The 26091-nt window shown below is 67.5% G+C and carries 21 protein-coding genes and 1 pseudogene; 5 read left to right on the forward strand and 17 right to left on the reverse strand.

Features of this window, described 5'->3' with window-relative positions:
- Positions 1 to 10 precede the first annotated feature (10 nt).
- The 5 genes and pseudogenes from OPU70_RS05170 to OPU70_RS05190 form a co-directional block, all read right to left on the reverse strand.
- Positions 11 to 1810, reverse strand: coding sequence for a Na+/H+ antiporter (locus tag OPU70_RS05170; RefSeq protein WP_498557271.1), 1800 nt, complete (start codon positions 1808 to 1810; stop codon positions 11 to 13).
- Positions 1811 to 1933: 123 nt separating this feature from the next.
- On the reverse strand, positions 1934 to 3745 hold the full coding sequence (locus OPU70_RS05175; RefSeq protein WP_498557272.1) for an ABC-F family ATP-binding cassette domain-containing protein: 1812 nt from the start codon (positions 3743 to 3745) through the stop codon (positions 1934 to 1936).
- 39 nt (positions 3746 to 3784) lie between these two features.
- Complete coding sequence (locus OPU70_RS05180) at positions 3785 to 4582, reverse strand: hypothetical protein (RefSeq protein WP_498557273.1); 798 nt, start codon at positions 4580 to 4582, stop codon at positions 3785 to 3787.
- 9 nt (positions 4583 to 4591) lie between these two features.
- Positions 4592 to 5194, reverse strand: coding sequence for an alpha/beta hydrolase (locus tag OPU70_RS05185; protein ID WP_498557334.1), 603 nt, complete (start codon positions 5192 to 5194; stop codon positions 4592 to 4594).
- A pseudogene (locus tag OPU70_RS05190) lies at positions 5193 to 5330 on the reverse strand (alpha/beta fold hydrolase); the annotation flags it as partial. The pseudogene OPU70_RS05190 and the gene OPU70_RS05185, both read right to left, overlap by 2 nt.
- Before the next feature lie 103 nt (positions 5331 to 5433).
- Here OPU70_RS05190 and OPU70_RS05195 point away from each other — a divergent pair.
- The 4 genes from OPU70_RS05195 (at position 5434) to OPU70_RS05210 (ending at position 9397) form a co-directional block, all read left to right on the forward strand.
- Positions 5434 to 6771 carry an HNH endonuclease signature motif containing protein gene (locus OPU70_RS05195; RefSeq protein ID WP_498557274.1) on the forward strand — a complete coding sequence of 446 codons (1338 nt, stop codon included), beginning with the start codon at positions 5434 to 5436 and terminating at the stop codon, positions 6769 to 6771.
- Positions 6772 to 6919: 148 nt separating this feature from the next.
- Entirely contained in the window at positions 6920 to 7414 is a 495-nt protein-coding gene (locus tag OPU70_RS05200; protein WP_498557275.1) for a hypothetical protein, read from the forward strand.
- Positions 7415 to 7512: 98 nt separating this feature from the next.
- Positions 7513 to 8265, forward strand: coding sequence for a hypothetical protein (locus OPU70_RS05205; protein ID WP_498557335.1), 753 nt, complete (start codon positions 7513 to 7515; stop codon positions 8263 to 8265).
- Between the two features lie 301 nt (positions 8266 to 8566).
- Positions 8567 to 9397, forward strand: coding sequence for a polyamine aminopropyltransferase (locus tag OPU70_RS05210; RefSeq protein ID WP_498557276.1), 831 nt, complete (start codon positions 8567 to 8569; stop codon positions 9395 to 9397).
- A 146-nt stretch (positions 9398 to 9543) separates the two neighbouring features.
- On the opposite strand, the gene OPU70_RS05215 is transcribed toward OPU70_RS05210, so the two are convergent.
- The 7 genes from OPU70_RS05215 to rsmA all read right to left on the reverse strand — a co-directional run bounded on the left by OPU70_RS05215 (position 9544) and on the right by rsmA (position 17759).
- Positions 9544 to 10665 carry a substrate-binding domain-containing protein gene (locus tag OPU70_RS05215; protein WP_042537406.1) on the reverse strand — a complete coding sequence of 374 codons (1122 nt, stop codon included), beginning with the start codon at positions 10663 to 10665 and terminating at the stop codon, positions 9544 to 9546.
- Between the two features lie 60 nt (positions 10666 to 10725).
- Positions 10726 to 12081 carry a multiple monosaccharide ABC transporter permease gene (gene mmsB / locus OPU70_RS05220; protein WP_042537404.1) on the reverse strand — a complete coding sequence of 452 codons (1356 nt, stop codon included), beginning with the start codon at positions 12079 to 12081 and terminating at the stop codon, positions 10726 to 10728.
- Entirely contained in the window at positions 12078 to 13598 is a 1521-nt protein-coding gene (gene mmsA, locus OPU70_RS05225; RefSeq protein WP_042537456.1) for a multiple monosaccharide ABC transporter ATP-binding protein, read from the reverse strand. Before mmsA ends, mmsB begins: the two co-directional genes overlap by 4 nt.
- 155 nt (positions 13599 to 13753) lie before the next feature.
- Positions 13754 to 14767, reverse strand: coding sequence for a LacI family DNA-binding transcriptional regulator (locus OPU70_RS05230; RefSeq protein WP_042537402.1), 1014 nt, complete (start codon positions 14765 to 14767; stop codon positions 13754 to 13756).
- A gap of 99 nt (positions 14768 to 14866) precedes the next feature.
- A complete protein-coding gene (locus OPU70_RS05235) occupies positions 14867 to 15799 on the reverse strand; it encodes a 4-(cytidine 5'-diphospho)-2-C-methyl-D-erythritol kinase (protein WP_042537400.1) in 933 nt (310 codons plus the stop codon).
- Positions 15800 to 15812: 13 nt separating this feature from the next.
- Positions 15813 to 16880, reverse strand: coding sequence for an aldo/keto reductase (locus tag OPU70_RS05240; protein WP_079113229.1), 1068 nt, complete (start codon positions 16878 to 16880; stop codon positions 15813 to 15815).
- A gap of 9 nt (positions 16881 to 16889) precedes the next feature.
- Complete coding sequence (rsmA, locus tag OPU70_RS05245; RefSeq protein ID WP_309690095.1) at positions 16890 to 17759, reverse strand: 16S rRNA (adenine(1518)-N(6)/adenine(1519)-N(6))-dimethyltransferase RsmA; 870 nt, start codon at positions 17757 to 17759, stop codon at positions 16890 to 16892.
- 56 nt (positions 17760 to 17815) lie between these two features.
- Between rsmA and OPU70_RS05250 the strand changes: the two genes are divergently transcribed.
- Complete coding sequence (locus OPU70_RS05250; protein ID WP_498557277.1) at positions 17816 to 19093, forward strand: MFS transporter; 1278 nt, start codon at positions 17816 to 17818, stop codon at positions 19091 to 19093.
- Here the strand turns inward: OPU70_RS05250 and OPU70_RS05255 are convergent.
- From OPU70_RS05255 to OPU70_RS05275, 5 genes are read right to left on the reverse strand one after another with little or no spacing between them, the layout of a single operon-like run.
- The gene (locus OPU70_RS05255) at positions 19075 to 19944 is read right to left on the reverse strand and encodes a TatD family hydrolase (RefSeq protein WP_498557278.1); all 870 of its coding nucleotides are present in this window, start codon (positions 19942 to 19944) and stop codon (positions 19075 to 19077) included. The genes OPU70_RS05250 and OPU70_RS05255 overlap by 19 nt on opposite strands.
- 2 nt (positions 19945 to 19946) lie before the next feature.
- Positions 19947 to 21539: a methionine--tRNA ligase gene (gene metG / locus OPU70_RS05260; protein WP_498557279.1), complete on the reverse strand. Its 1593-nt coding sequence runs from the start codon at positions 21537 to 21539 to the stop codon at positions 19947 to 19949.
- Between the two features lie 38 nt (positions 21540 to 21577).
- Positions 21578 to 23119: a molybdopterin-dependent oxidoreductase gene (locus OPU70_RS05265; protein WP_498557280.1), complete on the reverse strand. Its 1542-nt coding sequence runs from the start codon at positions 23117 to 23119 to the stop codon at positions 21578 to 21580.
- 43 nt (positions 23120 to 23162) lie between these two features.
- Positions 23163 to 24332 (reverse strand): glycoside hydrolase family 1 protein, encoded by a 1170-nt coding sequence (locus tag OPU70_RS05270; RefSeq protein ID WP_042537386.1) that lies wholly within the window; start codon positions 24330 to 24332, stop codon positions 23163 to 23165.
- A gap of 32 nt (positions 24333 to 24364) precedes the next feature.
- Positions 24365 to 26086 carry an ABC transporter ATP-binding protein gene (locus tag OPU70_RS05275; RefSeq protein ID WP_498557281.1) on the reverse strand — a complete coding sequence of 574 codons (1722 nt, stop codon included), beginning with the start codon at positions 26084 to 26086 and terminating at the stop codon, positions 24365 to 24367.
- Positions 26087 to 26091 lie beyond the last annotated feature (5 nt).

The raw sequence follows: 26091 nt of genomic DNA on the forward strand, positions 1-26091 counted from the left end.
GTCACAGCTCTCAGTCGTAGTCCTCGATGCCCTGCAGCCTGACCTGCTCCAGGTCGAGTCGCGCCGAGATGCGACGCACGACGAGGTCGTCGACGGTGCCGTCCCTGCGCAGCCCGAGCAGCACCTCGCGCTTGCGGTCGAGGAGGGCGAGCTTGAGACGCGTGTGCTCCTCGTGGCGCAGCAGCGGTGAGCGCTGCATGACGTCGACGTCGACCGACGTCGCGAGCATCTGCAGGGTCCTCACCTCGCCCTCTGTGCCGTCTTCATCGTCGACGATGCGCGTCGCATCCGGCATCCGCACCGTCGTCGGCGCAGCATCCGCTCCTGCGTCCCCCGTCTCGGATATCGAGCCGCGGCCGAGGGGATCCGGCTCGTCGAGCATCACATCGAGCGCCTGCGCCTCGGCGTCGACGATGGCCTGTTCGCGGGCCAGGGCGCGCGCGTTCGAGAACTCGAGCATCTGGTAGCCCTCGGCCCGCACCTTGTCGCGGATCTCCTGTCCGACGCCGTGCTCGACCGCGAGGTCATCGAGGGCTGCGAGTGCCGCGCCCGAGATGGTGCGCTCGGCCAGCTCGTACTCCTCGTCTTCGGCGTGGTCGACCGGGAATCGGGCCCAGCGCACGATGGCCGGAAGGAGCGGCCCCTGCACGAGCAGGCTCAGCAGGATCACCCCGGCGGTGACGAAGACGATCTCGTCACGCCCCGCGATCTCGCCTTCGGTCGCACTGGAGGCAGGCACGGACAGCGCGATCGCGAGCGAGACCGCACCTCGCATGCCTGCGACGGTCGACACCGCCATCGAACGCGCCCGCGCACCGCGCGACGGGCGCGCGGGGTTGCGTCGCTGGAACGGGGCGTTCATCACCTGGAAGAGGTAGCGCACGACGAGCAGCGTCATCCACACGGCGAGCGTGATCAGCACCAGACGGCCGATCGCCGCGGCCGAGATCTCGTGCGCGACGAACTGCACCTCGAGCCCGATCAGGACGAAGAGCGCGCCGTTGAGCAGGAAGACCCCGAAGGGCCAAGCCGCCGCGACCTGACGTCGAGACGAGGCGGTCGTCACCCGAGGCGACACATAGGCGACGATCAGGCCGGCGACCACGACGGCGAGGACGCCGGACGCATGCACGATCTCGGCCAGCAGGAACGCCGAGAACGGGATCAGCAGAAGTGTGACGTTGATGACGATCGTCGAGGAGGTGCGACGCAGCAGCAGGTATCCGAGCGCGGCGACCACGACACCGGCGGCGATGCCTCCGACGTACGAGGTGAGCACCGACATGGTCACCGACAGCGGCGTCACGTTGCCCCCGAGGGCCAGCGAGATGGCGATCGCATAGAGCACCAGGGCGGTGCCGTCGTTCGTCAGGCTCTCCGCCTTGAGCTTCATGAACATGCGCGTCGGCAGCAGGCGTCCGAGGGCGGCGACGGCCGTGGCGTCCGGTGGGGCGACGGCAGCGCCGAGAATGAGGGCGGTCTCCCACGGCATCCCGAACAGCAGCCCGATTCCGGCGACGGCGAAGGCGGATGCCACGACGAGCAGGGTGCTCATCGGCAGGATGTAACGGAAGTCGCGGCGGATCGACCGCAGCGACGTGGTCAGGCTCTCCCAGAACAGCATCACCGGGAGGAACAGCAGCAGCACGGTCTCGGGCGGCAGCTGAATCTCGCGCAGCTGCGGCACGAAGCCGAGCAGCAGACCCAGGATGACGAGCACGAGCGGCAGTGCGAGCCGCACACGCGGCGCCAGCATCGTGCCAACGAGGATCGTCAGTCCGATCAGGACGGTGACCTCGAGTCCTTCCATCTGAACCTCCCGGGTACCGCAGGATCAAGCTGTGCGATCCCAGATGGCATCGAACCCCGCCCAGAGCACAGCGCATCGCACTGCCACCGTATTCCCGCTACGGCCGAATGGCGAGACCCCGAATCAGTCGAGTTCTTCGGTCAGCTCGAACCAGCGGAGTTCGAGCTGCTCGATCTCGGCCTGCTGATCGCTGATCGCCTTCATCTTGTCGCCGAGGCCCGCGAAGTCCGACTGGTCGTGTTCCGCGAGAGCGGACTTCGCCTTGTCGACCTGCTGGGTGAGCTTCTGGATGCGGCGCTCGAGCGAAGAGACCTCCTTCTGCGCCGAACGCAGGGCGGCGCCGTCGAGGCTGGAGGCCTTCTTCTCGGTGTTGACGGCAGTCTGAGACTTGCCGGGCGCCGAGGTCTGCAGCTGACGCAGCCGCAGGTATTCGTCGACGCCGCCGGGCAGATGCCGAAGGTGGCCGTCGAGGATCGCGAACTGCTGGTCGGTCACGCGCTCGAGGAAGTACCGGTCGTGGCTGACGACCAGCAGGGTTCCCGACCACGAGTCCAGGAGATCCTCGATGGCCGCGAGCATGTCGGTGTCGAGATCGTTGGTCGGCTCGTCGAGGATCAGCACGTTGGGCTGGTCGAGGAGCACGAGCAGCAGCTGCAGTCGACGCTGCTGGCCTCCCGAGAGATCCTTCACCGGGGTGGAGAGCTGGGCGGAGTCGAAGCCGAGCCGCTCGAGCAGCTGCCCGGGCGTGAGCTCCTGCGCCTTCGAGCCCGAGCCCATCGTGTACGAGGTGCGCAGCCGCGAGATCACTACTCGCACCGGCTCTCGCCGCACGTCTTCGAGTTCGTCGAGGCGCTGCGTGAGCGTCTTGACCTTCACGGTCGAGCCGCGCTTCACGCGGCCGACGGTCGGCTCGACGGTGCCGGCGATGAGGCCCAGCAGCGTCGACTTGCCGGCGCCGTTGACGCCGAGGATGCCGGTGCGCTCCCCCGGCGCGATGCGCCATTCGACGTCACGCAGCACCTCTCGCGTGCCGTCGTCGGCGGTCGGATAGGTGACTCCCACGTCGAGCAGGTCGACGACGTCCTTGCCCAGGCGCGACACCGCGAGCGATTGCAGAGAGATCTTGTCGCGGATCTCGGGCACGTCGGCGATGAGCTCGTTGGCGGCGTCGATGCGGAACTTCGGCTTCGCGGTGCGAGCAGGGGCGCCTCGGCGCAGCCACGCGAGCTCCTTCTTCGCGAGGTTCTGTCGCTTGGCCTCGGTGGCGGCCGACATCCGGTCGCGTTCGACGCGCTGCAGAATGTATGCCGCGTACCCGCCCTCGAAGGGCTCGACGATGCGGTCGTGCACCTCCCAGGTCTCGGTCGAGATCTCGTCGAGGAACCATCGGTCGTGAGTCACGACCATGAGCGCTCCGGAGTTCGGGCTCCACCTCTTCTTGAGGTGCCCGGCCAACCAGGTGATGGCTTCGACGTCGAGATGGTTGGTGGGCTCGTCGAGCGCGATGACGTCCCAGTCGCCCGTCAGCAGCTTGGCGAGCGAGACGCGACGACGCTGACCACCGCTGAGAGAGCCGATCTCGGCATCCCACGGCAGATCCTTCAGCAGTCCCTCGATGACGTCACGGATGCGGGGGTCGCCCGCCCACTCGTATTCCGGGGTGTCGCCGACGACCGCGGCGCTGATCGTGAGGTCGTCGCTGAGGGTGTCGGCCTGGTCGAGGACGCCGATGGTGGTTCCGCCGCGCACCGTGACGCGGCCCGAGCTCGGCTCCTTGAGGCCTGCCAGCATCCCCAGGAGGCTCGACTTGCCGTCGCCGTTGCGGCCGACGATGCCGATGCGGTCACCTTCTTCGATGCCGAGGGTCACGGAGTCGAAGACGACCCTCGTCGGATATTCGAGATGAAGGGCTTCTGCCCCGAGAAGATGTGCCATATCACTCCCCAGGGTAGTCGGGCACGCTGGGTGAGCCGGTCAGCTGAGCGCTGCGGTGACAGCGGGAGCATGGCGCGCCTCCATCTCGGCATCCCACACGCCCAGGAGCTGGAAGGTCGCGATGCGGAACGCGAGGGCGCGGATGATGTGCTGGCGCCCGTCTGCTCTGTCGTCTGCGAGCCTCAGCATGTCCGCCGGTGCGAGACGATGCCAGCACGCGGCATCGGCCAACACGATCGCGTCGGCGAAGCCGACCGGACGCCAGTACGGAGCCCAGTCGATGATCACCGGGGGCTGCCCCCGTTCGAACATCACGTTGCCGAGAAGATCGCCGTGGATGATCTGGGCCGGGGCGGCGACGGGCCTGAAGGCGTCAGCGAGTCGCCGGAGTGCGTCGCCGGGCGGCAGGTCCTCTTCTTGCCAGGCGATCCTGTCCGACCGCGCCCAGGGGTCGCGCGCGGCATCGAGGAAGTCCGGACGATCGAGGTCGGCGACGGCTCGATGGAACGCGGCGGCGGCGGCGAGCACGTCGGCCACGCGGGTCTCATCCGTGTGACCGGGCAGCCACTCCCAGGCCTCCCAGCCGGCGACCGTCCACGCTCCGGATGCCGACGGGATCGGGCGCGGCGTGCGGAATGCCGAGGTGTGCGGCAGATGCGCGAGGACGTTCGCCTTCCACAGCGTCTCTCCGTCGCCGGCCGAGGGGCGCAGGACTGTGTCGGCCGCACGCCAGGTGAGACCGCGGCCTCCGTGGAGGTTCCGGAGTTCCTCGTGATCCGCGGCGGGGATCCCGAAGTCCGCGAGCACCGCGTTCGAGGGTGGCATCGCGGTCGTCATGATCCGAGGCTATGACAGCGCGTACGGTGGCGGTGGGCCGAAGAGTTCGGGGAGGGACGCAGTGAATGCGTCGAAGTGGCTGTACCAGATGGTGTGCGCGGCCCCGGGGATGCTGCGGACGTCAGCGCCGTTCGCCGCGAATCTGCGGGCGTCGTCGTCGCTGACCCATGCGCTCGGTTCTGCCCGCAGGACGATCGAGCCGGCGTCGGGAAGCCAGGAGTGATCCGTGTCGCAGGAGATCGACGCTGTCGTCGCCGGGTCGAAGAGTGCGGCGGCGCGAGCCTCCACCTCGGCATCCTGCGCGGAGTAGAAGGGGCGGGATGCGAGCAGATCTTTCGGAGACAGGCGCGCTCTGCGGTCGCGTGCATACTGCGCCGTGAGAGCCGCGCGGTCGTGTCCCCCGGTCAGAGAGAGCGCCGCGTCGACATACACAGACAGGTCGGGCTGCAGCATCTCGAAGGACGCGGCGAGAACGCTCGCGCCGTAGGAGTGGCCGATGGCTGCGAGCGGGCGCCCGGGGGCGAGGTGCCTGGCCGTCTCGACCACGGAGGCCGCTGCCTGCTCGATCGTGAGCTGCGGGTCGCGCTCCGACAGGCCGTTGACCGGGCAGATCGAGAGCGATCACGCGGTGGCCGTTGGCTGTGAGCGGCGGGATCAGGCGCCACCAGCTCTCGGACGACCCCATCATTCCGTGCAGCAGGAGCACCGTGCCTGGGCCTGTTCCGGTGTCGATCGCGTGGAGGAGCATCCCGTCAGTGTTGCACGCTTCCGTTACTCTTCCGTGATCATATCCAGATCGGAATGTTTCGTATTTATCTTCGAATGTCGGTGGTCTCTGATCTACTTATGACATGACAGCACTGCTCGACGCGACGGACGCACAGATGGCGACACTCGCCGATCTCGTCGACGCGCTGCAGGTCGCGGAGGCGACCCTGAGCAGCATGAGCGCCGCACGCGACGGGCTGCTGGCGATCGCCGGGCGGCTGGCGATCGACATCGCCAAGCAGGGCGATCACCCCGACAGAGGCGACCACTCTCTTCGCACCGTGGCTGCCGAGATCGGTGCAGTGCAGCGCGTCAGCGATCGCACGATCGAGCGGCGGATGGCGGCCGCAGAGCTGCTGGTCGACCAGTTTCCGGCCGTGTGGGCGGCGCAGGGGGCTGGGCGGATCAGCCCGGCTCATTCTCGGGTGATCGTCGACGCGGGGTCGGGTATCGAGTCGCCCAGCGATCGTGAGAAGTACTCCGCGGTCATCCTTCCGATCGCCGAGGCGGAGTCGCCCAACCGTCTGCGTGCGTTGGCCCGGCGAGTCGCCGAGCGGTTCGCTTCGACGACCGTGTCGGAGATACACCGTCGAGCGAGGTCCCAGCGGCGCGTCTGGGTGACGGACGGCGACGACGGAATGGCGGCTCTGCACACGCACGCGCCCGCCGCGCTCGTCCACGGCATGTTCGACCGTCTCTCGCAGATGGCGCACGCATTGCGCAACGAGAACCTTCGCGCGAAGCGACAGGCAGCTCGCGACGGCAGCGAGTTCGAGCCGGATGATCGGACGGTCGATGAGATCCGTGCCGATCTGCTCGCCGATCTGGTGCTCAGCGGGCAGCCGACAGGTCACGACAGCGAAGACGGACTGCTCGGAGCCATCAACGCCCGGATCGAGATCACCGTTCCGGTGACGACCCTGATGCATGACGATGCGGACGAGGCGTCGGATGCCGATACGGCACCGCCCGCCGAACTCGACGGACGGACCCCGATCGATGTCGACACGGCGCGCAAGATGGCGGGCCAGACGAAGGGGTGGGATCGGGTGCTGACGCATCCGATCAGCGGTCGAGTGCTCGCGGTCGACCGGTATCGACCGAGCCGTCACCTGCGCAGGCACCTGCGTGCGCGGGACCAGCGATGCCGCTTCCCCACCTGCGGGATCGTGGCTCGCAAGTGCGATCTCGACCACAATCATGCTGCCTCGACGGGTGGCGCGACCTGCGAGACGAACCTCGCGTCCTTCTGTCGCCGACATCATGTTCTGAAACACCACTCCCCCTGGCACGTCGAGCAGAAGCCAGGCGGAGTCGTGGAGTGGACGAGTCCCACCGGCCGAACCTATGTCGACACTCCTCCTGCACCGAACACGGTGACCTTCACCGTGACGGAGGATGCTGTGCCCGCACCGTTCTGAGGAAGACCCGGTCGCCGCCTCGCGCTGTGGATAACTGCGACAGCACCTATTCCCCTTTGGCTACGGTGGCGCGGTGACCCCTCCTCGCTCGCGACCCTCGCCGACTCCTCGACCGCTGACGACACGCGCAAGAAGTGTGACTGTCGCGATGATCGCGACCGCTCTGGGGCAGCTGCTCGGGTGCGCACCGGGGCCTACGCCGGTTCCCACGCAGACGCCCGCCTTCGCCAGCGAGGAAGAGGCGTTCGCGGCGGCAGAAGAGGTGTACCGGGCGTACAACGATGCTGGCAACGCACGAATTCGAGGCGAGGCAGAGCCCAACCCGCAGATATTCCTTGCGGGGTTGGCACTAGGGAGTGACATCGACGCACAAAACTCACTTCGGGAGTGGGGACTGCGCGCCAGCGGAGAAGCCACGGTCGCGACCTTTCTTGGCACGAACGCAAGTATTGACGACCGCATCGCGGAGGTGACGGGCTACGTTTGCATCGACGTGTCCGAGCTGCGAGTTCTGAACTCGGACGGCGTGGATGTCACTCCCCCGGATCGCGGCGATATTGTCTCTCAGGTCGTCCAGTTCACCGGAGATCACTCGCGCCTGCGGATCACACTTGAGAGCTCAGCGGACGAGGGCTCATGTTGAGCAAGGTTGCAACCGGATTCTTGATGCTTGGCCTTTTTCTAACGGCACCGATTAGTGCGGTAGGTGCCTCATCAGATTGCGCCAGTGCCGTGGAGAAGATGGGCCTGTGCGGCTCCACGGATGGCTCGTCTCTTACGATCTCGGGCACGCAACAACAGCAGCCCAGCATCGATCCCGGCACGAGCTCGCGACAGAGCAACGGCGGACCAGGCAGCCCCGGCGGTCCATCCGGCCCCGGCACGCCGTCGGGACCGAGCCAGGAGGCGATCGACCTCGCGGCGTGCATGGACGACTCGGGCACCACGCGATGCGCACCCCGCCCTAATCGGCCCGCTGCCCCGGCAACGGCCCCGCCGGCGACGGGCACTCCGACGATCACCATCTCCGACCTCGCGCGGTTCGCCCCGGCATCCGTCCTCGCCACCGCCGAACCCGGAAACGTCGGGATCGCTGGGATGCCGACCAACTTCACCGCCGCTGCGACACCGCAGATCCAAGGCGGCGAGCTGTTCGGCGTGCCACTGCGCGTGCGATTCGTCCCGGCCGGATACGACTACACCTACGGCGACGGCAGCTCGGCGACACTGACAACGCCGGGGCGGACGTGGGAGGCGCTCGGCCAGGCGCAGTTCACACCGACCCCGACCAGCCACGTCTACCGCGAACCGGGCGTGTACCGGGCCCGCGTGGACATCCGGTACACCGCGCAGGTGGACCTCGGCGGCGGATGGATCGACGTTCCCGGGCAGCTCACCACCAGTGGCGCCACGCAGGAGATCCGCATCCTCGAAGCCCGCACCGCGCTCGTCGCCCACACCTGCGACGAGAACCCGGCCGGCGTCGGCTGCTGAAGGACGCACCACAGCAGCACGCCAATAGGAAAGATCCCCTAGCCCCGAAGGTCCGAGCGGCCCTGTTCTGCCAGATGACTGATCGCTTTCTCGTGCGACTCGACGATCTCGAGGAGGCTCGGCCTTCCGAGAGCGAATTCGCCTACGGCGCTCTGCTCCTCGAGAGGCAGCCGCCGACCGATCCCCTCCGGCCTAAACTAGACAGGTGCCATGGAGTCGCCGGGTGTTCTCGCTCTCACTAGGCGACCGCAAGGCAAAGCTGGTGCAGTCGAGAAGGCGACCCGGTCGCTTCGAGCTCAGCGTGGATGGAATTGCGCAGTCCGTCATCTCGATCACCGAACCCACCTCCCTCGAGTACAGCTACACCCAACACATCGCCCGCGCAATGGATGCCGCCGCCGAGCCGAAAGCGCCGCTGTTCACCGTGCATCTGGGGGCCGGAGCACTCACGCTGGCACGCTACGTCCAGGCGACGCGCGCCGGGTCACCTCAGCTGGTGGTGGAGTTCGAACCCGCGCTCTACGCCGCCGTCATCGACGCGCTGCCATTGCCTCCCGGGTCTGACATACGAGTCATCCTCGGTGACGCTCGTGCGGTCGCGGACGCCGCTTTTCCGAATGAGAAGACATCGCCGGTGCAGTCATCTCCGTCCCCCGGACTTGACGACACAGCGAGTTATCGCACCGCAATCGACACCGATTGGGTGGAGGCGTGCTTCACCGTCGTCGATCTCTGGGATGCCGCCGTCATCCGGCATCGTGTGGCCAGCCAGGAGTTCTACCGCCGGGTCGCCGCGCGCTCCGCAGCAGCGGGCGTGGTCGCCGTGAACCTGCTCGACGGGCATCCGTTCGAATACTCACGACGACAGGCCGCGACCCTGAGCACCGTGTTCGATCACGTCGCTGTCGTGCTCGACACAGAGCCGGAAGATGCGGAAGGGCCACTCGGCAACGTCGTCATCTTCGCGAGCGATGAGCCGCTGGACAAGGTGACCGCCTCCGTTTTGCTCGACACACCGCGACCTCATCTCCTTCGCGATGGCGCTCTGACGTCGTGGATCGCTGACGCGCGCATCATGACAGATGCCGACGGCACAGACTCTCCCGATCCCGACGACCCCCTCTGGGGCTAGCGCACCGTGTGCGGACGTCCTCCAACAGGACGTCCGCTTCCCGCCAGCGGCTCGCCCGCGCGCGGTGTGAAAAGTCGACCCGACATGGCGAAGAGCCGCCCGGACCCGAAGGTCCGGACGGCTCGTCGTTGTTCGAGCGGAATCGCTTACTGGTACGACTTCACGATCTCGAGGAGGCTCGGCACGTTGGCGTACGCCTCAGCGGCGTTCTCCTTCGTGACGATGATCGGGTCGAGCAGGTATGCCGGAACGATCTTCGCGCCGTTGTCGTACGACTCTTCGTCGTTGACATCGACGGTCTCGCCCGCCTGCAGCTGGCCGACCATCTTGATCGACTGCTCGACGAGCAGCGCGGTGTCCTTGTTGATCGTGGAGTACTGGATGCCCTCCATGATCGACTTCACCGACTCGACCTCGGAGTCCTGACCCGTGACGACCGGAACCGGCTTGCCGGCCTGCTGCACCGACGTGATGATGGCGCGAGCAAGGGTGTCGTTCGGCGACAGCACACCGTCGACCACCGTGTCACCGCTGTACGACGAGGTCAGCAGCGTGTCCATGCGGTTCTGCGCGTTCTCCGGAAGCCAGCCCTCGGTCGCGGTCTGCGCGATCTCGGTCTGACCGGACACGACGACGAGGTTGCCGTTGTCGATCTCCGGCTGGAGCACGTCCATGGCGCCGTCGAAGAAGACCTTCGAGTTGGCGTCATCCGGCGAGCCAGAGAAGAGCTCGATGTTGTACGGAGCCTCGTGGCCCGCACGCTCGGCGAGTCCGTCGAGCAGAGCCTGGCCCTGCAGCTGGCCGACCTTGAAGTTGTCGAACGCGACGTAGTAGTCGACGGCCTCGGTGTTCTCGATCAGACGGTCGTACGCGATCACGTACGCGCCGGCATCCTTGGCGGCCTGCACCTGGGTGGCGAGCTGCTTGCCATCCTTCGCGCCGATGATGATGACCTTGGCACCGTTGGTGACCATGGCCTGGATCTGGTTCTGCTGCTCGGCGACCGTGTTGCTCGCCGGAGCGTACTGCACGTCGGCCTTGAAGCCGGCCTCTTCGAGGCCGTCCGTGAAGAGCTGACCCGCGAGGACCCAGTTCTCACTGGTCTTGTCGGGAAGCGCGACACCGATCGGGGAGCCTGCTTCGAAGCCTGCTTCGGCCTCTTCGCCGGATCCCGTGTCGGTTCCGCCGCCGCGCTCACCGGAGCAGCCCGTGAGTGCGAAGGCAGCCGTCGCGACGAGCGCTGTCGCTGTGACGATGATCTTCTTCATGTGATCTCTTTCTGTGTGATGTGACGGATTCTGCGTGCGAGCACTGCGCGGAGATTCCGCTTACTCGGCCCTTGTCTTGTCGACGGGAGGGGCTTGGTAAGTCCTGTTGGGTTCGAACGTCTCGGTGGCCGGGTCCTGCTGGCGGCTCGAGCGACGCATCATGAAACCGATGAGAGACGGGCGGCCCTGCTGCTTGTTCCAGACGTCGATGCCGACCGCGAGCAGGAGCACGAGGCCCTTGATCATCGAGACGACGTCGGCACCCTGGCCGAGCAGAGCGAGACCGTTGTTGAGGAAGGCCATGACCAGACCACCGATGATCGATCCGATCACGGTGCCGATGCCACCGGCGACGGCGGCGCCACCGATGAACACGGATGCGATGGCGTCGAGCTCCCAGCCGGTGCCGTCGTTCGGTCCGGACGCCTGCGAACGGGCGACGAAGATCATGCCGGCGAGGGCGGCCATCATCGACATGTTCATCATGACGAAGAAGTCGACCCAGCGGTCCTTCACACCCGAGAGGCGGGCTGCCTGACGGTTGCCACCCACGGCGTAGATGTGACGGCCGAACACGGTGTTGCGAGTGATGAACGAGTAGATGATGACCAGGGCGAGCAGGATCAGACCGGGAACCGGGAAGCTCGTGCCGGGGCGACCGGTCGCGAACATCCACGCCGCGGCGAGGACGACGACCGAGAGCAGCACGACCTTGACCACGCTGACCCACAGAGGCGCACTGTCGGAGCCCATCTTGTGCTGCTGGCGACGGGTGCGGATCTCCCAGAAGACCAGCCACGCCACAGCGACCAGGGCGAGGAGCATCGTCGGCACGTTGAAGTCGAGCGGAAGCCCGACCTCGGGCAGATAGCCGGTGCCGATCACCTGGAAGCCCTTGGGCACCGGAATCGTCTGAGCGTCACCGATCCACTGCTGCGCACCGCGGAAGAAGAGCATGCCGGCGAGCGTCACGATGAACGCGGGCACCCCGACATACGCCACCCAGAATCCCTGCCAGGCACCCACGAGGGCACCCACACCGAGGCCGAGGAGGATCGCCGCCGGCCAAGGGAGGTTCCAGTCGGCCATCGACTTCGCGACGATGATGCCGGTGAACGCCGCCACCGAGCCTACCGACAGGTCGATGTGCCCCATGATGATGACCATCACCATGCCGATCGCGAGGATCAGGATGAACGAGTACTGGTTGATGACGTTGATCAGGTTGCCCGACGTCAGGGTCGCGCCGTTCGGCCCGTTGCGGAGCAGCGTCAGGATCTCGAAGAGGGCGATGATGACGATGAGGCTGCCCAGGATGCCGAACTGGCGCAGCGACGAGGTGCCGTTGCTTCCGAACATCTTGCGGATGTCGCCGAAGTGGAAGCCGCGCTTCGTTGTCGTGAGGTCGGTGGTCATGCTGATGCTTTCTGAGTCGCGGAGGTCATGCTGCGCATGAGGGCCTCGGGTGTCGCCTGGTCGGCCGGGATGCAGTCGGTGACCCGACCTTCGAAGACTGTGTAGATGCGGTCGGAGATGCCGAGCAGCTCGGGCAGCTCACTGGAGATGACGATGACTCCCTTGCCCTGCGAGGCGAGCTCGTTGATGATCGCGTAGATCTCGTACTTCGCCCCCACGTCGATGCCGCGGGTGGGCTCGTCGAGGATCAGCAGGTCGGGGTCGGTGAACATCCACCGAGCCAGCACGACCTTCTGCTGGTTTCCTCCCGAGAGCTTGCCGACGCCCTCTTCGACGCTCGGCGTCTTGATGCGCAGCGCCTTGCGATAGCGCTCGGCGACCGAGTACTCCTCGCGCTCGTCGACGACGCCGCGCTTCGAGATCTTCGACAGCTTGGCCGCCACGACCGACCGCTTGATGGTGTCGAGCAGGTTGAGGCCGAGCACCTTGCGGTCCTCGCTCACGTAGGCCAGTCCGTGCTTGATGGCGGACGAGACATCGGGGATCGAGATCTCCCGGCCGTCCTTGATGATCTGTCCGCCCTGGAAGTTGCCGTAGGAGCGGCCGAAGATGCTCATCATGAACTCGGTGCGGCCCGCGCCCATCAGCCCGGCGATGCCGACGACCTCACCGCGGCGGACGTTGAGGTTCGATCCCTTGACGACCATGCGCTCGGAGACGGTCGGGTGCTGAACCCACCAGTCCTTGACCTCGAAGAAGACCTCCCCGATCTCGGGGGTGCGGTCCGGGTATCGGCTCTCGAGCGAGCGTCCGACCATCCCGCGGATGATCCTGTCCTCGTTGATCTCACCGCGCGAGATGTCGAGCGTCTCGACCGTGCGACCGTCACGGATGATCGTGATCTCGTCGGCGATCTGCTCGATCTCGTTGAGCTTGTGGCTGATCATGATCGACGCGATGCCCTTGGCCTTGAGACCCAGGATCAGATCGAGCAGGTGCTGCGAGTCGTTCTCGTTCAGCGCGGCGGTGGGCTCATCGAGGATGAGGAGCTTGACGTCCTTGTTGAGGGCCTTGGCGATCTCGATCAGCTGCTGCTTGCCGACGCCGAGCGTCTTGATGGCCACGTCGGGGTCTTCACGCAGGCCGACGCGAGCCAGCAGCTCGACCGTGCGCTGGCGCTGTGCGCGCCAGTCGATCTTGCCGAAGCTGCGGATCTCGTTGCCGAGGAAGATGTTCTCGGTGATCGAGAGCTCGGGGATCAGCGCGAGCTCCTGGTGGATGATCGCGATTCCGGCCTGCTCGCTCGCCGCGATGTCGCGGTAGCGCTGCTCCTCGCCGTAGAGCAGGATGTCCCCCTCGTACGTGCCGTAGGGGTACACGCCGGAAAGGACCTTCATCAAGGTCGACTTCCCGGCGCCGTTCTCCCCGCAGATCGCATGGATCTCGCCTGCGCGGACGGTGATGGACACGTCGGACAGCGCCTTGACACCCGGGAACTCCTTGGTGATGCTGCGCATCTCCAGGATGGGGCCTGACACGACCGGCAACGTTGCTGTGGTGCTCACAAGATCTTCCTCGCGACGGGCGGTCACCTTCGATGTGACCGTTCACATTGGATTACATAGTCTACGCTCGCCGAGACGCTGTCAAGACCACGAGCCAAATTGTGGCTCTATCGAGGTGCGGACGATTCCCTCGTGCGCAGGGTGGTCTGGAGCGGCCCGAACTCGGGCACCTGCTCACCCCGGATCTGCGCGAGCAGGATCCGCACCGCCCGACGCCCGAGCTCGGGGAAGTCCTGATGCACGGTGCTCAGAGTCGGCGCGACATGCGCGGCGACGGGGATGTCGTCGAAGCCGACGACGCTCACATCCTCGGGCACGCGGACGCCGGCATCCCGGAAGCCGTGCATCAGACCGATGGCCATCTGGTCGTTCGCGACGAACACGGCCGTGAAATCGCGGCGGCGCGACAGTTCCTTGCCCGCGAAATAGCCGAAGTCGGCGGTCCAGTCGCCGCGGATCGGCGGGAAGGTCGGAAGATCGGCTTCGCGCAGCGCGTCCAGGTACCCGCGCATGCGCGACTCTGCCTCGATCCAGTCCTGGGGCCCTGCGATGTGGATGATGTCGCTGTGTCCGAGCCCGATCAGATGCTCGGTGGCGGCGCGGGCACCGGCGACCTGGTCTGCCGACAGCGTCACCCCGTCGGAGCCCGAGGCGGTCTGCAGCGATACGAACGGCATCTCGACCGCCATGCCCTTGAGCACGTGGAACGCCCGCACCTGCGGGGCGAGCACCACGATGCCGTCGACCTGCTCGCGCGCCAACTGGCGCAGGGCGTTGCCGATCGCCTCCGGCGTCGTGGCCGAGAGGTTGAGCGTCGAGACCGAGTACCCCTCCTCGCGCGCGGCATCCTCGATGCCGACGATCGAGGACGTGGGTCCGAACTCCCCCACGGTCGCCGCGAGGATGCCCAGCATGTTGGACTTGCTGGTCACCAGTGCCCGCGCTGCGAGATTGGGACGATAGTCGAGCACCGCGATGGCGTCGAGCACCTTGGCCTTGGTCTCGGGGCGGATGCTCGCGTGATCGTTCAGCACCCTCGAGACCGTCTGGTGCGACACCCCCGCGAGTCGAGCGACGTCGCGGATGCTCGGCATCCGGGCACGCTCGGAGGCAGTCGACATCACAGACCTCCTTGAATGTGCACGGTCACATCGTCACTTCATTATGTATGCCAGGCGCGCCGAACGCACGTCGCTGACGTGAGGGGGCGGCGGGGCGGGTCAGGCGAGGATGCGCGCGCCCGGCACCGGGCCATGCACGTGCAGCGACTCGAGCCCGTGCTCGCGCAGCAGCGACTGCACCTCCTGCGCACCCTCGGGGCTCGCGCAGAGGAGTGCGACGGTGGGCCCTGAACCGGACACGATCCCCTGCAGCGCACCGGCATGGATGCCACGCAGGATCGTCGTCTCGAGTTCCGGCCGCTCGTGCAGGGCGGCTTCCTGCAGGTCGTTGTAGATGCTCTCGGACAGCAGGTCCGGGTCTCCCGAGCGCAGCGCCTGCAGCACGGGCGCCGGAACCTCGAGCGACAGCGGCGGATCGTCGGCGAGCGCGCCCTCGGCGTCACGCAGGGCATCGAGCCGCGCGTACACGACCGGCGTCGACAGGCCCTCGTCACTCGGGACGAGCACCCAGTCGAAGCGTCCCCTCGCCAATGCCGGGTTCAACTGGTCTCCCCGACCGGTGCCGACGGCGGTGCCGCCGTGCAGCGCGAAGGGCACATCGGCACCGAGGCGTGCCGCGAGCTCGTGCAGGCGCGCCGTCGAGAACCCGGTGCCCCACAGCGCATCGCAGGCCACGAGGGCGGCAGCGGCATCCGCTGACCCGCCTCCCATTCCTCCGGCGACCGGCACGCTCTTGCGGATCTCGAGCGCCACCCCGCCGCCGTACTCGGCTGCGGTCGCGAGCAGCTTCGCCGCCCGCATCGCGAGGTTGCGGTCGTCCAGCGGCACCGTGTCGGGATCGTCCACGCCCGACACCGTGATCGAGAAGTCGTCGGCGTGCCGGGCGATCACGTCCTCATAGAGCGACACCGCCTGGAACACGGTCGCCAGCGCGTGGTACCCGTCGTCGTGACGGCCGCCCACGCCCAGGTAGACGTTGATCTTGCCTGGCGCGCGCACGTGCACGGAATCGACGGGGGCGGCGAAGCTCATCTCGGTGTTCCCGTCACAGCTCCGTGGACGACGCCCACAGGTCGACGTCGATGGCGCCGGCCGCCTCATCGATGCGGCTGAGCTCGTCGGCCGTGAATGCCGGTCCGTTGACGGCGGCGATGTTCTCGTCGAGCTGCTCGGGGCGCGATGCCCCGACCAGTGCGGAGGCGACCACCGGGTTGCGCAGCGTCCACTGGATCGCCATCTGAGCCAGCGACTGCCCCCGCCCCTCGGCGATGGCGTTGAGCGACCGGAGCGTCTCGACAGCGGCATCCGACAGCGGAGCATCGGGCAGTGACCCGCGCTTCTGGGCCCGGGCTGCGGTGCCGTCACCGAGGTACTTGTCGGTGAGGAGCCCCTGCGCCAGCGGGGTGAAGGCGATCGCGCCGACGCCGGACTGCTCGAGCTTCTCGGTGAGCCCGTCTTCGACCCAGCGGTTGAGGATCGAGTAGGCGGGCTGGTGGATGACGAGCGGGGTGCCGAGCTCGGTGGCGACGGCGACGGCCTCGGCCGTGCGCTCGGCACTGTACGACGAGATGCCCACGTAGAGCGCCTTGCCCTGACGCACGAGTGTGTCGAGTGCGCCGATGGTCTCGGCGACCGGGGTCACCGGGTCTGCACGGTGCGAGTAGAAGATGTCGACGTGGTCGAGACCCATGCGCGTCAGCGACTGCTCGGCACTCGCGAGGATGTACTTGCGGCTCCCGAGGTCGCCGTACGGCCCCGGCCACATGTCCCAGCCTGCCTTCGACGAGATGATCAGCTCGTCGCGATAGGGGCGGAAGTCCTCGGCGAAGATGCGCCCGAAGTTCTTCTCGGCGGAGCCGTAGGGCGGCCCGTAGTTGTTCGCGAGGTCGAAGTGGGTGATGCCCCGGTCGAACGCGTGACGCAGCAGTGCGCGCTGGTTGTCGAGCGGGATGTTGTCGCCGAAGTTCCACCACAGGCCCAGCGAGATCGGCGGCAGGTAGAGCCCCGAGGAGCCGACCTGGCGGTACTCGAACTGCTGGTAGCGGCTCTCGTCGGCAGCGTACGGCCGGTGGAGCTCAGGGACATTGGGACGGAAGCGGGGAGACTCGGTCACCGTGCCAGGTTAGCCGGTGATGACGGTGTCTTCGATCTGGGCGACGTGCCGCGCAATACGGTGATAGTCGTCGACCGTGAGATCCTCGCCGCGGGCGGTCGGCGCGACTCCTGCCGCGATCAGGATCTCGGATGCCGCGGCCGAGCTGCCGAAGAGCTCGGACAGCGCCTGACGCAGCATCTTGCGGCGCTGGTTGAAGGCGGCATCCACGATCTTGAAGGTGAGTCGGCGTTCATCCTCCGTGCCGCGCTCGCCCTCCGACCGGTCGAAGCCGACGAGGAGGCTGTCGACGTTGGGCACCGGCCAGAAGACCTGACGGGACACGGTGCCCGAGAGCCTCCATTCGCCGTACCAGGCGGCCTTGACGCTCGGGGTGCCGTAGATCTTCGACCCTGGCTTGGCCGCGATGCGCTCGGCGACCTCGGCCTGCACCATCACGACGCCGCGCTTCAGGTACGAGAAGTTCTCGAGGAAGTGCAGCAGCACGGGGACGGAGACGTTGTAGGGGAGATTCGCGACCAGCACGGTGGGTTCGCCGGGCAGCTCGGTGATGCGCAGCGCGTCGGCATCGACGACCGTGAGCCTCTCGGCGGGAACGCCGTGCTCGACCGCGGTCTGGGCGAGTCGGGCTGCGAGCCGGTGGTCGATCTCGACGGCGGTGACGGATGCCCCGGTCTCGAGGATCGCGAGGGTGAGCGAACCGAGCCCCGGCCCGACCTCGACGACCCGCTCCCCCGGCTGCACGCGGGCGGCGTGCACGATCTTGCGCACGGTGTTCGCATCGACGACGAAGTTCTGTCCGAGCTTCTTGGTCGGGGTGACGTCGAGCTCAGCGGCGAGGCGGCGGATCTCGGTGGCGCCGAGCAGGGTGACTGTCATTGCTCCATTGTCCCCCACGCCTCACCGGTGTCCGAACCCGCCAGTAGTCTTCTGTGGTGCCCTCCCTCGGTGAACTGATCGCGCCCCGTCGGATGGGCAGGGATTTCCGCTGGCTGCTCGCATCGTCGTGGACGAGCAACGTCGGAGACGGCGTCGCTCTGGCGGCCGCTCCCCTGCTCATCGCCTCGATGACGTCATCGCCGATCCTCGTCGCCGCCGGCGCGATCATGCAGTTCCTTCCGTGGCTGCTGTTCGGGCTGCACGCCGGTGCGATCGCCGACCGGTTCGACCGCCGACGCCTCGTGATGTTCGCCAACGCGGCGCGGGCCGTGGTGCTCGCAGGTCTCTGCGCGTTCCTGCTCACCGGCACGGCGAACATCTGGATCGTGCTCGCTGTGGCCTTCCTCTACGGCACGGCAGAGGTCTTCGTCGACACGGCGGGAAGCACGCTGCTGCCGATGCTCGTGAAGCCCGCCGATCTGGGCATCGGCAACGCGCGTCTGCAGGCCGGGTACCTCGTCGCGAACCAGTTCGCGGGTCCTCCGCTGGGAGCCTTCCTCTTCGCCGCGGGCACGGCGTGGCCCTTCCTGCTCGAGGTCCTCTGCGTGCTCCTCGCGGTCGTGCTGATCTCGCGCATGGCCCGCACGCCGGTGCCGCCCCGGGCGACGGGCGACGCCGAGAAGACGCACGTGCACACCGACATCGCCGAGGGCCTGCGGTGGCTCTGGCAGAACCCGCCGGTGCGGATGCTCGTGCTCATCATCCTGGTCTTCAACGTGACCTGGGCGGCCCCCTGGGGCGTGCTCGTGCTCTACGCCACCGAGCACCTGAACATGGGCGCCGTCGGCTATGGAGCGCTGACCACGGCCTCCGCCGCCGGTGGCATCCTCGCCACGCTGTGCTTCGGGTGGCTCGAACGACACGTGTCGTTCGCGACGCTCATGCGCGTCGTGCTTTCTCTCGAAGTGCTGATGCACCTCGCCTTCGCGCTCACCAGCACCGGGTGGGTCGCGCTCGTGATCATGTTCGTCTTCGGCGCCTACGCGTTCATCTGGGGCACGATCTCGACCACCGTCCGTCAGCGCCTCGTGCCGCCCGAGCTGCAGGGCCGGGTCGCCTCGGTCAATATGGTCGGCGTGTTCGGCGGCATGGTGATCGGACAGGCACTGGGCGGCGTGATCGCGCAGTTCTGGGGTCTCACCGCTCCGTGGTGGTTCGCGTTCGTCGGCGCTGCGCTCACGCTGCTGTTCGTGTGGAAGCCGATCTCGCAGATCGTGTCGGCGAAGCCGGTCTCCGACACGCAGGCGATCGAGACTCAGGTGAACGAGCCGTAGACCCGCAGGGTGTTCGCGGCGAGCTGGGCAGAGAGCTCGTCGACCTCGATGCCGAGCTCGGCGGCCATGAAGCGCACCGTGATCGGCACGAGATACGGGGCGTTCGGCCGGCCGCGCAGCGGCGTCGGGGTGAGGAACGGCGCGTCGGTCTCGACCAGGATGCGATCCAGCGGTGTCACCTTCAGCGCGTCGCGCAGATTCTGTGCGTTCTTGAACGTGACGTTGCCTGCGAACGACAGGTGATATCCGGCATCCGCACAGATCCGGGCCATCTCGTCGTCACCCGAGAAGCAGTGGAACACGGTCCGGTCGGGGGCACCCACCCGCGTCAGCGTCTCGAGAACCGCGTCGTGCCCTTCGCGGTCATGGATCTGCATCGCGATGCCATGCTTCTTGGCGAGCGCGATGTGAGCCTCGAAGGACTCGAACTGCGGTGCTCGGCGCTCGGGCTCGGTGCGGAAGAAGTCGAGCCCCGTCTCGCCGATCGCCCGCGTGCGGGGGTGCGCGGCGAGCTCGTCGATCACCGCGATGGCCTCATCGAGGCGCCCCTCTTCGGCGTAGGCAGGCGCGTCGTTCGGGTGGATCGCAACAGCCGCGAGCACACGGGAGTCCGATTCCGCCGCCTCGACCGCCCACCGAGAAGACTCGATGTCACCCGACGCCTGCACCACCCCGGCGATGCCCACGGCCTGGGCCCGATCCAGCTGCTCGGTCAGCGACAGCGGCTCATCGCCGTCGAGGATCTCGAGATGCGCGTGGTTGTCGTACACGGGCACGGAGAGCGGCTCGGGGGCCGCCGGATACCGCAGGTTCTTGCGTCCCTCTCCGTCTCGCTGCTGCACGTAGGTCATGCTCAGGCGTTGGACTCCACACGCGGGAACAGCGGGCTGAGGCCGTTGACGCTGGTTCCGGGGCGCAGCGCTCCCCAGGCTCCGGCCTCACGGATCGGCTGATCCTGCAGACGTCCGAGGCTCTCGGCAGCGCCGAGGGCGACCCAGAGCTTCTCCGTCGACTGCGGCATCACCGGCGAGAGCAGCACCGCGAGGGCACGCAGGCCCTCGGCGCAGGTGTAGAGCACCGTGCCCAGACGGCCGCGCTGAGCCTCGTCTCCGCTGTTCGCCTGCTTGGCCAGCGCCCACGGCTCGTTCGCGGTGATGTAGCCGTTCAGGGCGTCGACGATGGTCCAGATCGACGAGATGGCCTCGTCGATGCGGAACTGCTCGATCGCGGCATCCGCGTTCGACGCCGCATCCGCGACGATCCTCTGGATCTCGAGATCCTTCTCGGTGTAGTCGGCGGGGGGCGGCACGATGCCCTCGAAGTACTTCTCGATCATCGCCGTGGTGCGCGAGGCCAGGTTGCCGAAGCCGTTCGCGAGCTCGGACTGGTAACGGGCCGAGAGGTCCTCCCACGAGAACGACCCGTCCTGACCGAACGCGATCGCGGAAAGGAAGTAATAGCGGTACGCGTCGGAGCCGAAGACATCGGTGATCTCGGTCGGTGCGATGCCGGTTAGCTTCGACTTCGACATCTTCTCTCCGCCGACCAGCAGCCAGCCGTGCGCGAACACGCCCTTGGGCACGTCGAGACCGGCGGCCATCAGCAGCGCGGGCCAGATCACCGCGTGGAAGCGCAGGATGTCCTTTCCGACCACGTGATAGGCGGGCCAGCGGCGGTCGAACGTCTCCGGATCGGAGCCGTACCCGACGGCGGTGGCGTAGTTGAGCAGTGCGTCGACCCACACGTAGATGACGTGCGACTCGTCCCACGGCAGCGGGATGCCCCAGTCGAACGTCGAGCGCGAGATCGAGAGATCCTTCAGCCCCTGGCTGACGAAGGAGACGACCTCGTTGCGCGCGGAGTCGGGGCGCACGAAGTCGGGCTGCGTCTTGTAGAGCTCGAGCAGGCGGTCCTGGAACTCGCTGAGCTTGAAGAAGTAGTTCTTCTCCTGCAGCAGTTCGAGGGGCTTCGAGTGGATCGCGCACACCTTCAGACCCTCGAACGGACCTGTGCCGTCGACGATCTCGGACTCGGGCTTGAACTCCTCGCAGCCGACGCAGTACAGCGCCTCGTACTCGCCCGCGTAGATGTAGCCGCGGTCGTACAGACGCTGGAAGAACGTCTGTACATTGGTCTCGTGGCGCTCCTGCGTGGTGCGGATGAAGTCGTCGTTCGCGACATCGAGGGTCTTCAGCAGCGGGAACCACGCCTCGGTGACGAGCTTGTCGACCCACTCCTGCGGGGTGACGTTGTTCGCCGCCGCCGCGCGGAGCATCTTCTGGCCGTGCTCGTCGGTGCCCGTGAGCATCCACGTGTCATCGCCGCCCTGACGGTGCCAGCGCGCGAGCGCGTCGACCGCCACCGAGGTGTACCCGTGACCGATGTGAGGCACATCGGAGGGGTAGTAGATGGGCGTGGTGATGTAGAACGATTCGCCTGCGGGCATGGGGACAATTCTAGGTGGGATGCAGGGGGTCGTTACGCTCAGGCGACCGAGACCTCGATGCGATGCCACCCCTGAGCGCCGTCGGGCACGACGTCGGCCGGATCCGAGGTCTGCGTCTCGCCGTCGGCGCTGATCGCCCGGCACTCGATCGTGTGCGCTCCGCTCTCGGCCGACCAGTCGAGGCGCCACTGCACCCAGGTGTCGTCGGAGATCGCGGTGGCGAGCTCGGCCCGACGCCATGCGCCCTCGTCGATCCGCACCTCGACGCCCTCGACTCCCACATGCTGCTGCCATGCCATGCCGGCGATCACGGCGTCACCCGCCTCGATCCGAGTCCCGCGACGGGGCACGTCGATGCGCGACTGCAGCTTGATCGGTCCGCGCTCCGACCACCCGCGGTCGGTCCAGTACGCGGTCGCCCGGTCGAACCGCGTGACCTCGAGGTCGGTCACCCACTTGGTCGCAGAGACATAGCCGTAGAGCCCCGGCACCACCATGCGCACCGGAAAACCGTGCTCGATGGGCAGCGGATCACCGTTCATGCCGACCGCGAGCAGGGCGTCGCGGTCGTCGGTGAGAGCCTCGAGGGGTGTCGAGGCCGTGAATCCGTCGGACGAGGTCGACAGCACCATGTCGGCGTCCGGGTCGACGCCCGCCCGCGCGAGGAGCTCGCGCACCGGATGCCCGAGCCACAGGGCGTTGCCGATCAGGTCTCCGCCCACCTCGTTCGACACGCACGCGAGCGTCACATGCGACTCCTGCATCGGCAGGGCGAGCAGTTCGTCCCACGTGACCACGATCTCTCGGTCGACCATCCCATGGATGCGGATCGACCAATCGGCCGGGTCGATGCGCGGCACGATCAGAGCGGTGTCGATGCGGTAGAACTGCGCATTCGGGGTGACGACGGGCGCAAGCCCCTGGATGTCGAGTTCTGCGGCGACCGGCACTGCCGGGGCCGGCGTGGCGGCCTTCGGCAGGCGCAGTGTGGACCGCACCGCCTCGATGGACCGGGTCACGCCGCGGGCCGCGTTGCCGATGGCGAGCGCCACGATGCCGGTGGCTGCGACGCCGACGGTCCACAGGAGGAACTGTCGGCGCTCCTCATGCTCGGCGCGGACATACGGCACCGGGTGCACCTTGCGCATGAGCAGCCGCAGCGCGACGACCGCCGTCACTCCCGCGACGAGGCCGGGGAGCCAGGCGAACGGTCCCGCACCAGGACGGATCATCGCGGCCACCAGAGCGAGCACGCCGAGAGCAGCGAGGATCGTCGACCCCACTCCCGCCCGGCGGGATTCCAGGATGCCGGCGAGCGCCGCCAGTCCTGCCAGCACGATGGCGATCCCGGTGAGGAGCGCGACCTTGTCGCCGGTGCCGAACAGCGCGATCGCGGTGTCCTTCGCCCAGCTGGGCGCGAGGTCGATGAGCCCGCTGCCGATCACGGCGAACGGACTCGCGCTCGGTTCGACGATGGCGGCCACCAGCTCCGCCAGGCCGACCGCGACGACCGCCGCACTCAGCCCGGCGGCCGCCGATCGGAGCCTGTCACCGCGCGTCGTACGGGTTGCATGGCTCATGATCCGAGGGTAACCCCGGGGCAGAGCCCCGGGGTCGTCCGGCTCAGAGCCCGTTACGACGCGCGACCTCGCCGAGCCAGGCGAGCGACGGCTTCGGCGAGCGCTCGAACGTCTCGTGGTCGAAGCCGATCAGGCCGAAGGTCGGACGGAATCCGCTCGCCCACTCGTAGTTGTCGAGTGCACTCCAGTGCTGGTACGCCTTCACCTCGATGCCGTCGGAGATCGCCCGGTGCAGACCCTCGAGCGCGCCCTGCGTGTAGGCGATGCGACGAGTGTCGTCGGCGGTCGCGATGCCGTTCTCGGTCACGAGCACCGGCACTCCACCGCTGCGCTCCCAGGCGCTGCGCACGCCCATCTCGAGCGCCTCGGGGAAGAACTCCCACCCGGTGAGCGTCGTCTCGACATCGTCGGCGACCGGCCGCGGCCCCTCGGGTCCGATGAAGGTGCGCGTGTAGGCCTGCACGCCGACGAAGTCGTCGCCCGCCGACTGGTCGAGGTACCAGTGATCGCGCGGGTCGCCGTACTCGGCGAGCATCTCGTCTGCGCCGGGCTCGCCGGTGGAGTGGAAGGCCTGCGTGGCGATCGTCCATCCGGCCTGCACGCCCGAGACGGAGTGCAGGATCTCGGTCGCACGGTGGTGCGCGTCGAGCAGCGTGTCGGCGACAGCGAGGTCGGGGTTCGGCAGTCCGAACGCGACGAGGTTGGCCGCATCCTCACCCCCGGCGAGCATCGCCGCGATGTTCGGCTCGTTGATCGTGCAGACGTAGGTCACGCCCTCGAGGATCGGCAGCACCGTCTCGACGTAGCGCGAGAACAGGTCGACCGCGTCGTCCGCACGCCAGAAGCCGTCCTTCTGGAACCACTGCGGCACGGTGAAGTGCATCAGGGTCACCGTGGGGTCGAGCCCGTTCTCGCGAGCCGTGTCGATCATGCGGCGATAGTGATCGAGCATCGCCCGCGAGACGAACCCGCGCTCGGGCTCGATGCGGGCCCACTCCATCGAGAAGCGGTACGAGTTCAGACCGGCGTCCGCCAGCAGCCGCATGTCCTCCGGGTACCGGTGGAAGTGATCGGCGGCGTCGCCCGAGGGCTCCACCATGGGCGAGCCGGGAGCATGCTCCATGGCCCACCAGTTGCTGGTCGTGTTGTTCCCCTCCACCTGATGGGCTGCGGTCGCAGCGCCCCAGAGAAAGCCGTCAGGGAATGTGAGCACGAGTGCTCCTTTCGTCTTGCGATGGTCTTCGGTCAGCGTTCGGCCCGTGCCGGGTTCGGCACCGCATCCAGCAGCTGGACCGTGTACGGGTCCTCCGGATGCTGAAGCACCTGAGATGTCTCGCCGCGTTCGACGACGCGGCCGCTGTTGAGCACGAGGATGTTCTCGGTGACGAGACGCGCGCTGAGCAGGTCGTGCGTGATGTAGAGCATGCTGATGCCCCACCGTTCGCGCAGATCCTCGAGCAGCGCGAGCACGCCGGCTCGGAGCGACACGTCGAGCATCGACACGGGCTCGTCGGCGATCAGCACCTGCGGATCACTGGCCAGAGCCCGGGCGATGACGACACGCTGACGCTGGCCGCCCGAGAGCTGGTGCGGCAGCTTCGCTGCGAACTGCTCGACCGGCGTCAGCCCCACCGTCTCGAGCAGCTCGAGCACGCGGGCTCTCGCCTCCTGCCCTCGCAGCGGCGTGTAGTTGCGGATCGGTCGGCTGAGCGCGTACTCGACCGTGTGCAGCGGATTCAGCGCGGCATACGGATCCTGGAACACCATCTGCACGTCCTTGCGCAGATCGCGGAGGCCCTTGCGGCCCAGCATCGCGACGTCGACGTCACCGAAGCGCACGGTGCCCTCGGTCTGCTTCTCGACCCCGGTGATGAGCTTCGCGATCGTCGACTTGCCCGACCCCGACGCACCCACGAGCGCCAGCGCCTCACCGGGCTCGAGACGGAAAGACACGTCGTCGACCGCCGTCACGGGCTTCTCCCCCCGACGGGGGGCCGGGTAGCGCTTGGAGACGCCCTCGACCACGATCGCGGCATCGGCTCGTCGGGTGTCGCGCTGCGACACCGTGGGCAGGGTCTCGGTCAGATCGGTGCGCGAGTGCCCCTCGCGACGCCGGGTGCCGAGGTCGACGAACCCGGGGATCGAGATCGACTCGGCCCGCGGGTCGGCGTAGTGGCTCAGCAGCATCCGCGTGTACTCGTCCTGCGGGCGGTGCAGGATGTCGAGGCTCGGCGCGTCTTCGACGATCCGCCCCTCGTGCATGACCATCACGCGGTCAGTGGCCTCGAGCACGATGCCGAGGTCGTGACTGATGAGGATCGCGGTGAAGTGCTCGGAGCGCTGCAGGTCGCGGATCGTGTCCATGACCGCGTGCTGCACGAGCACGTCGAGCGCGGTGGTCGGCTCGTCGAACACCATGAGCTGCGGCTCGAGCGAGAGAGCCAGGGCGATCGACGCGCGCTGGCGCATTCCGCCCGACAGCTCTCCCGGGTACCGCGACAGCACGAGAGGGTCGAGACCCACCTTGCCGACCAGTTCCTTCGCCCTCGCATCCCGGGCGTCTCGGGCCACATGCCCGTGCGCGGCGAAGATGTCGCGGAAGTGGTTGCCGATCGTGCGGACGGGGTTCAGCGCGTTCATGCCCGACTGCAGCACCATCGCGAACCCGCCCTGACGCTGTCGACGCAGCTCCTCGGCGTCGAGGTCGCGGATGTCGCGGCCGTCGAACAGGATCCGCCCGTCACTGATGCGAGCCGGCGGCTTCTGCAGCCGTGTCAGCGCGAAACCGAGCGTGGACTTGCCCGAGCCCGACTCGCCGACGAGGCCGACGAACTCGCCCCGACGCAGCGTGAACGACACGTTCTCGACGGCGGTGACCGGCGTCACACCCGGGGAGGCGTACTCGACGGACAGGCCCTGGACATCGAGCAGGACGTCGTTCGTGGTCGCGGGGGTGTTCGCTTCCATGGCGC

It is taken from the genome of Microbacterium sp. SWDP-B6, from assembly GCF_059803615.1.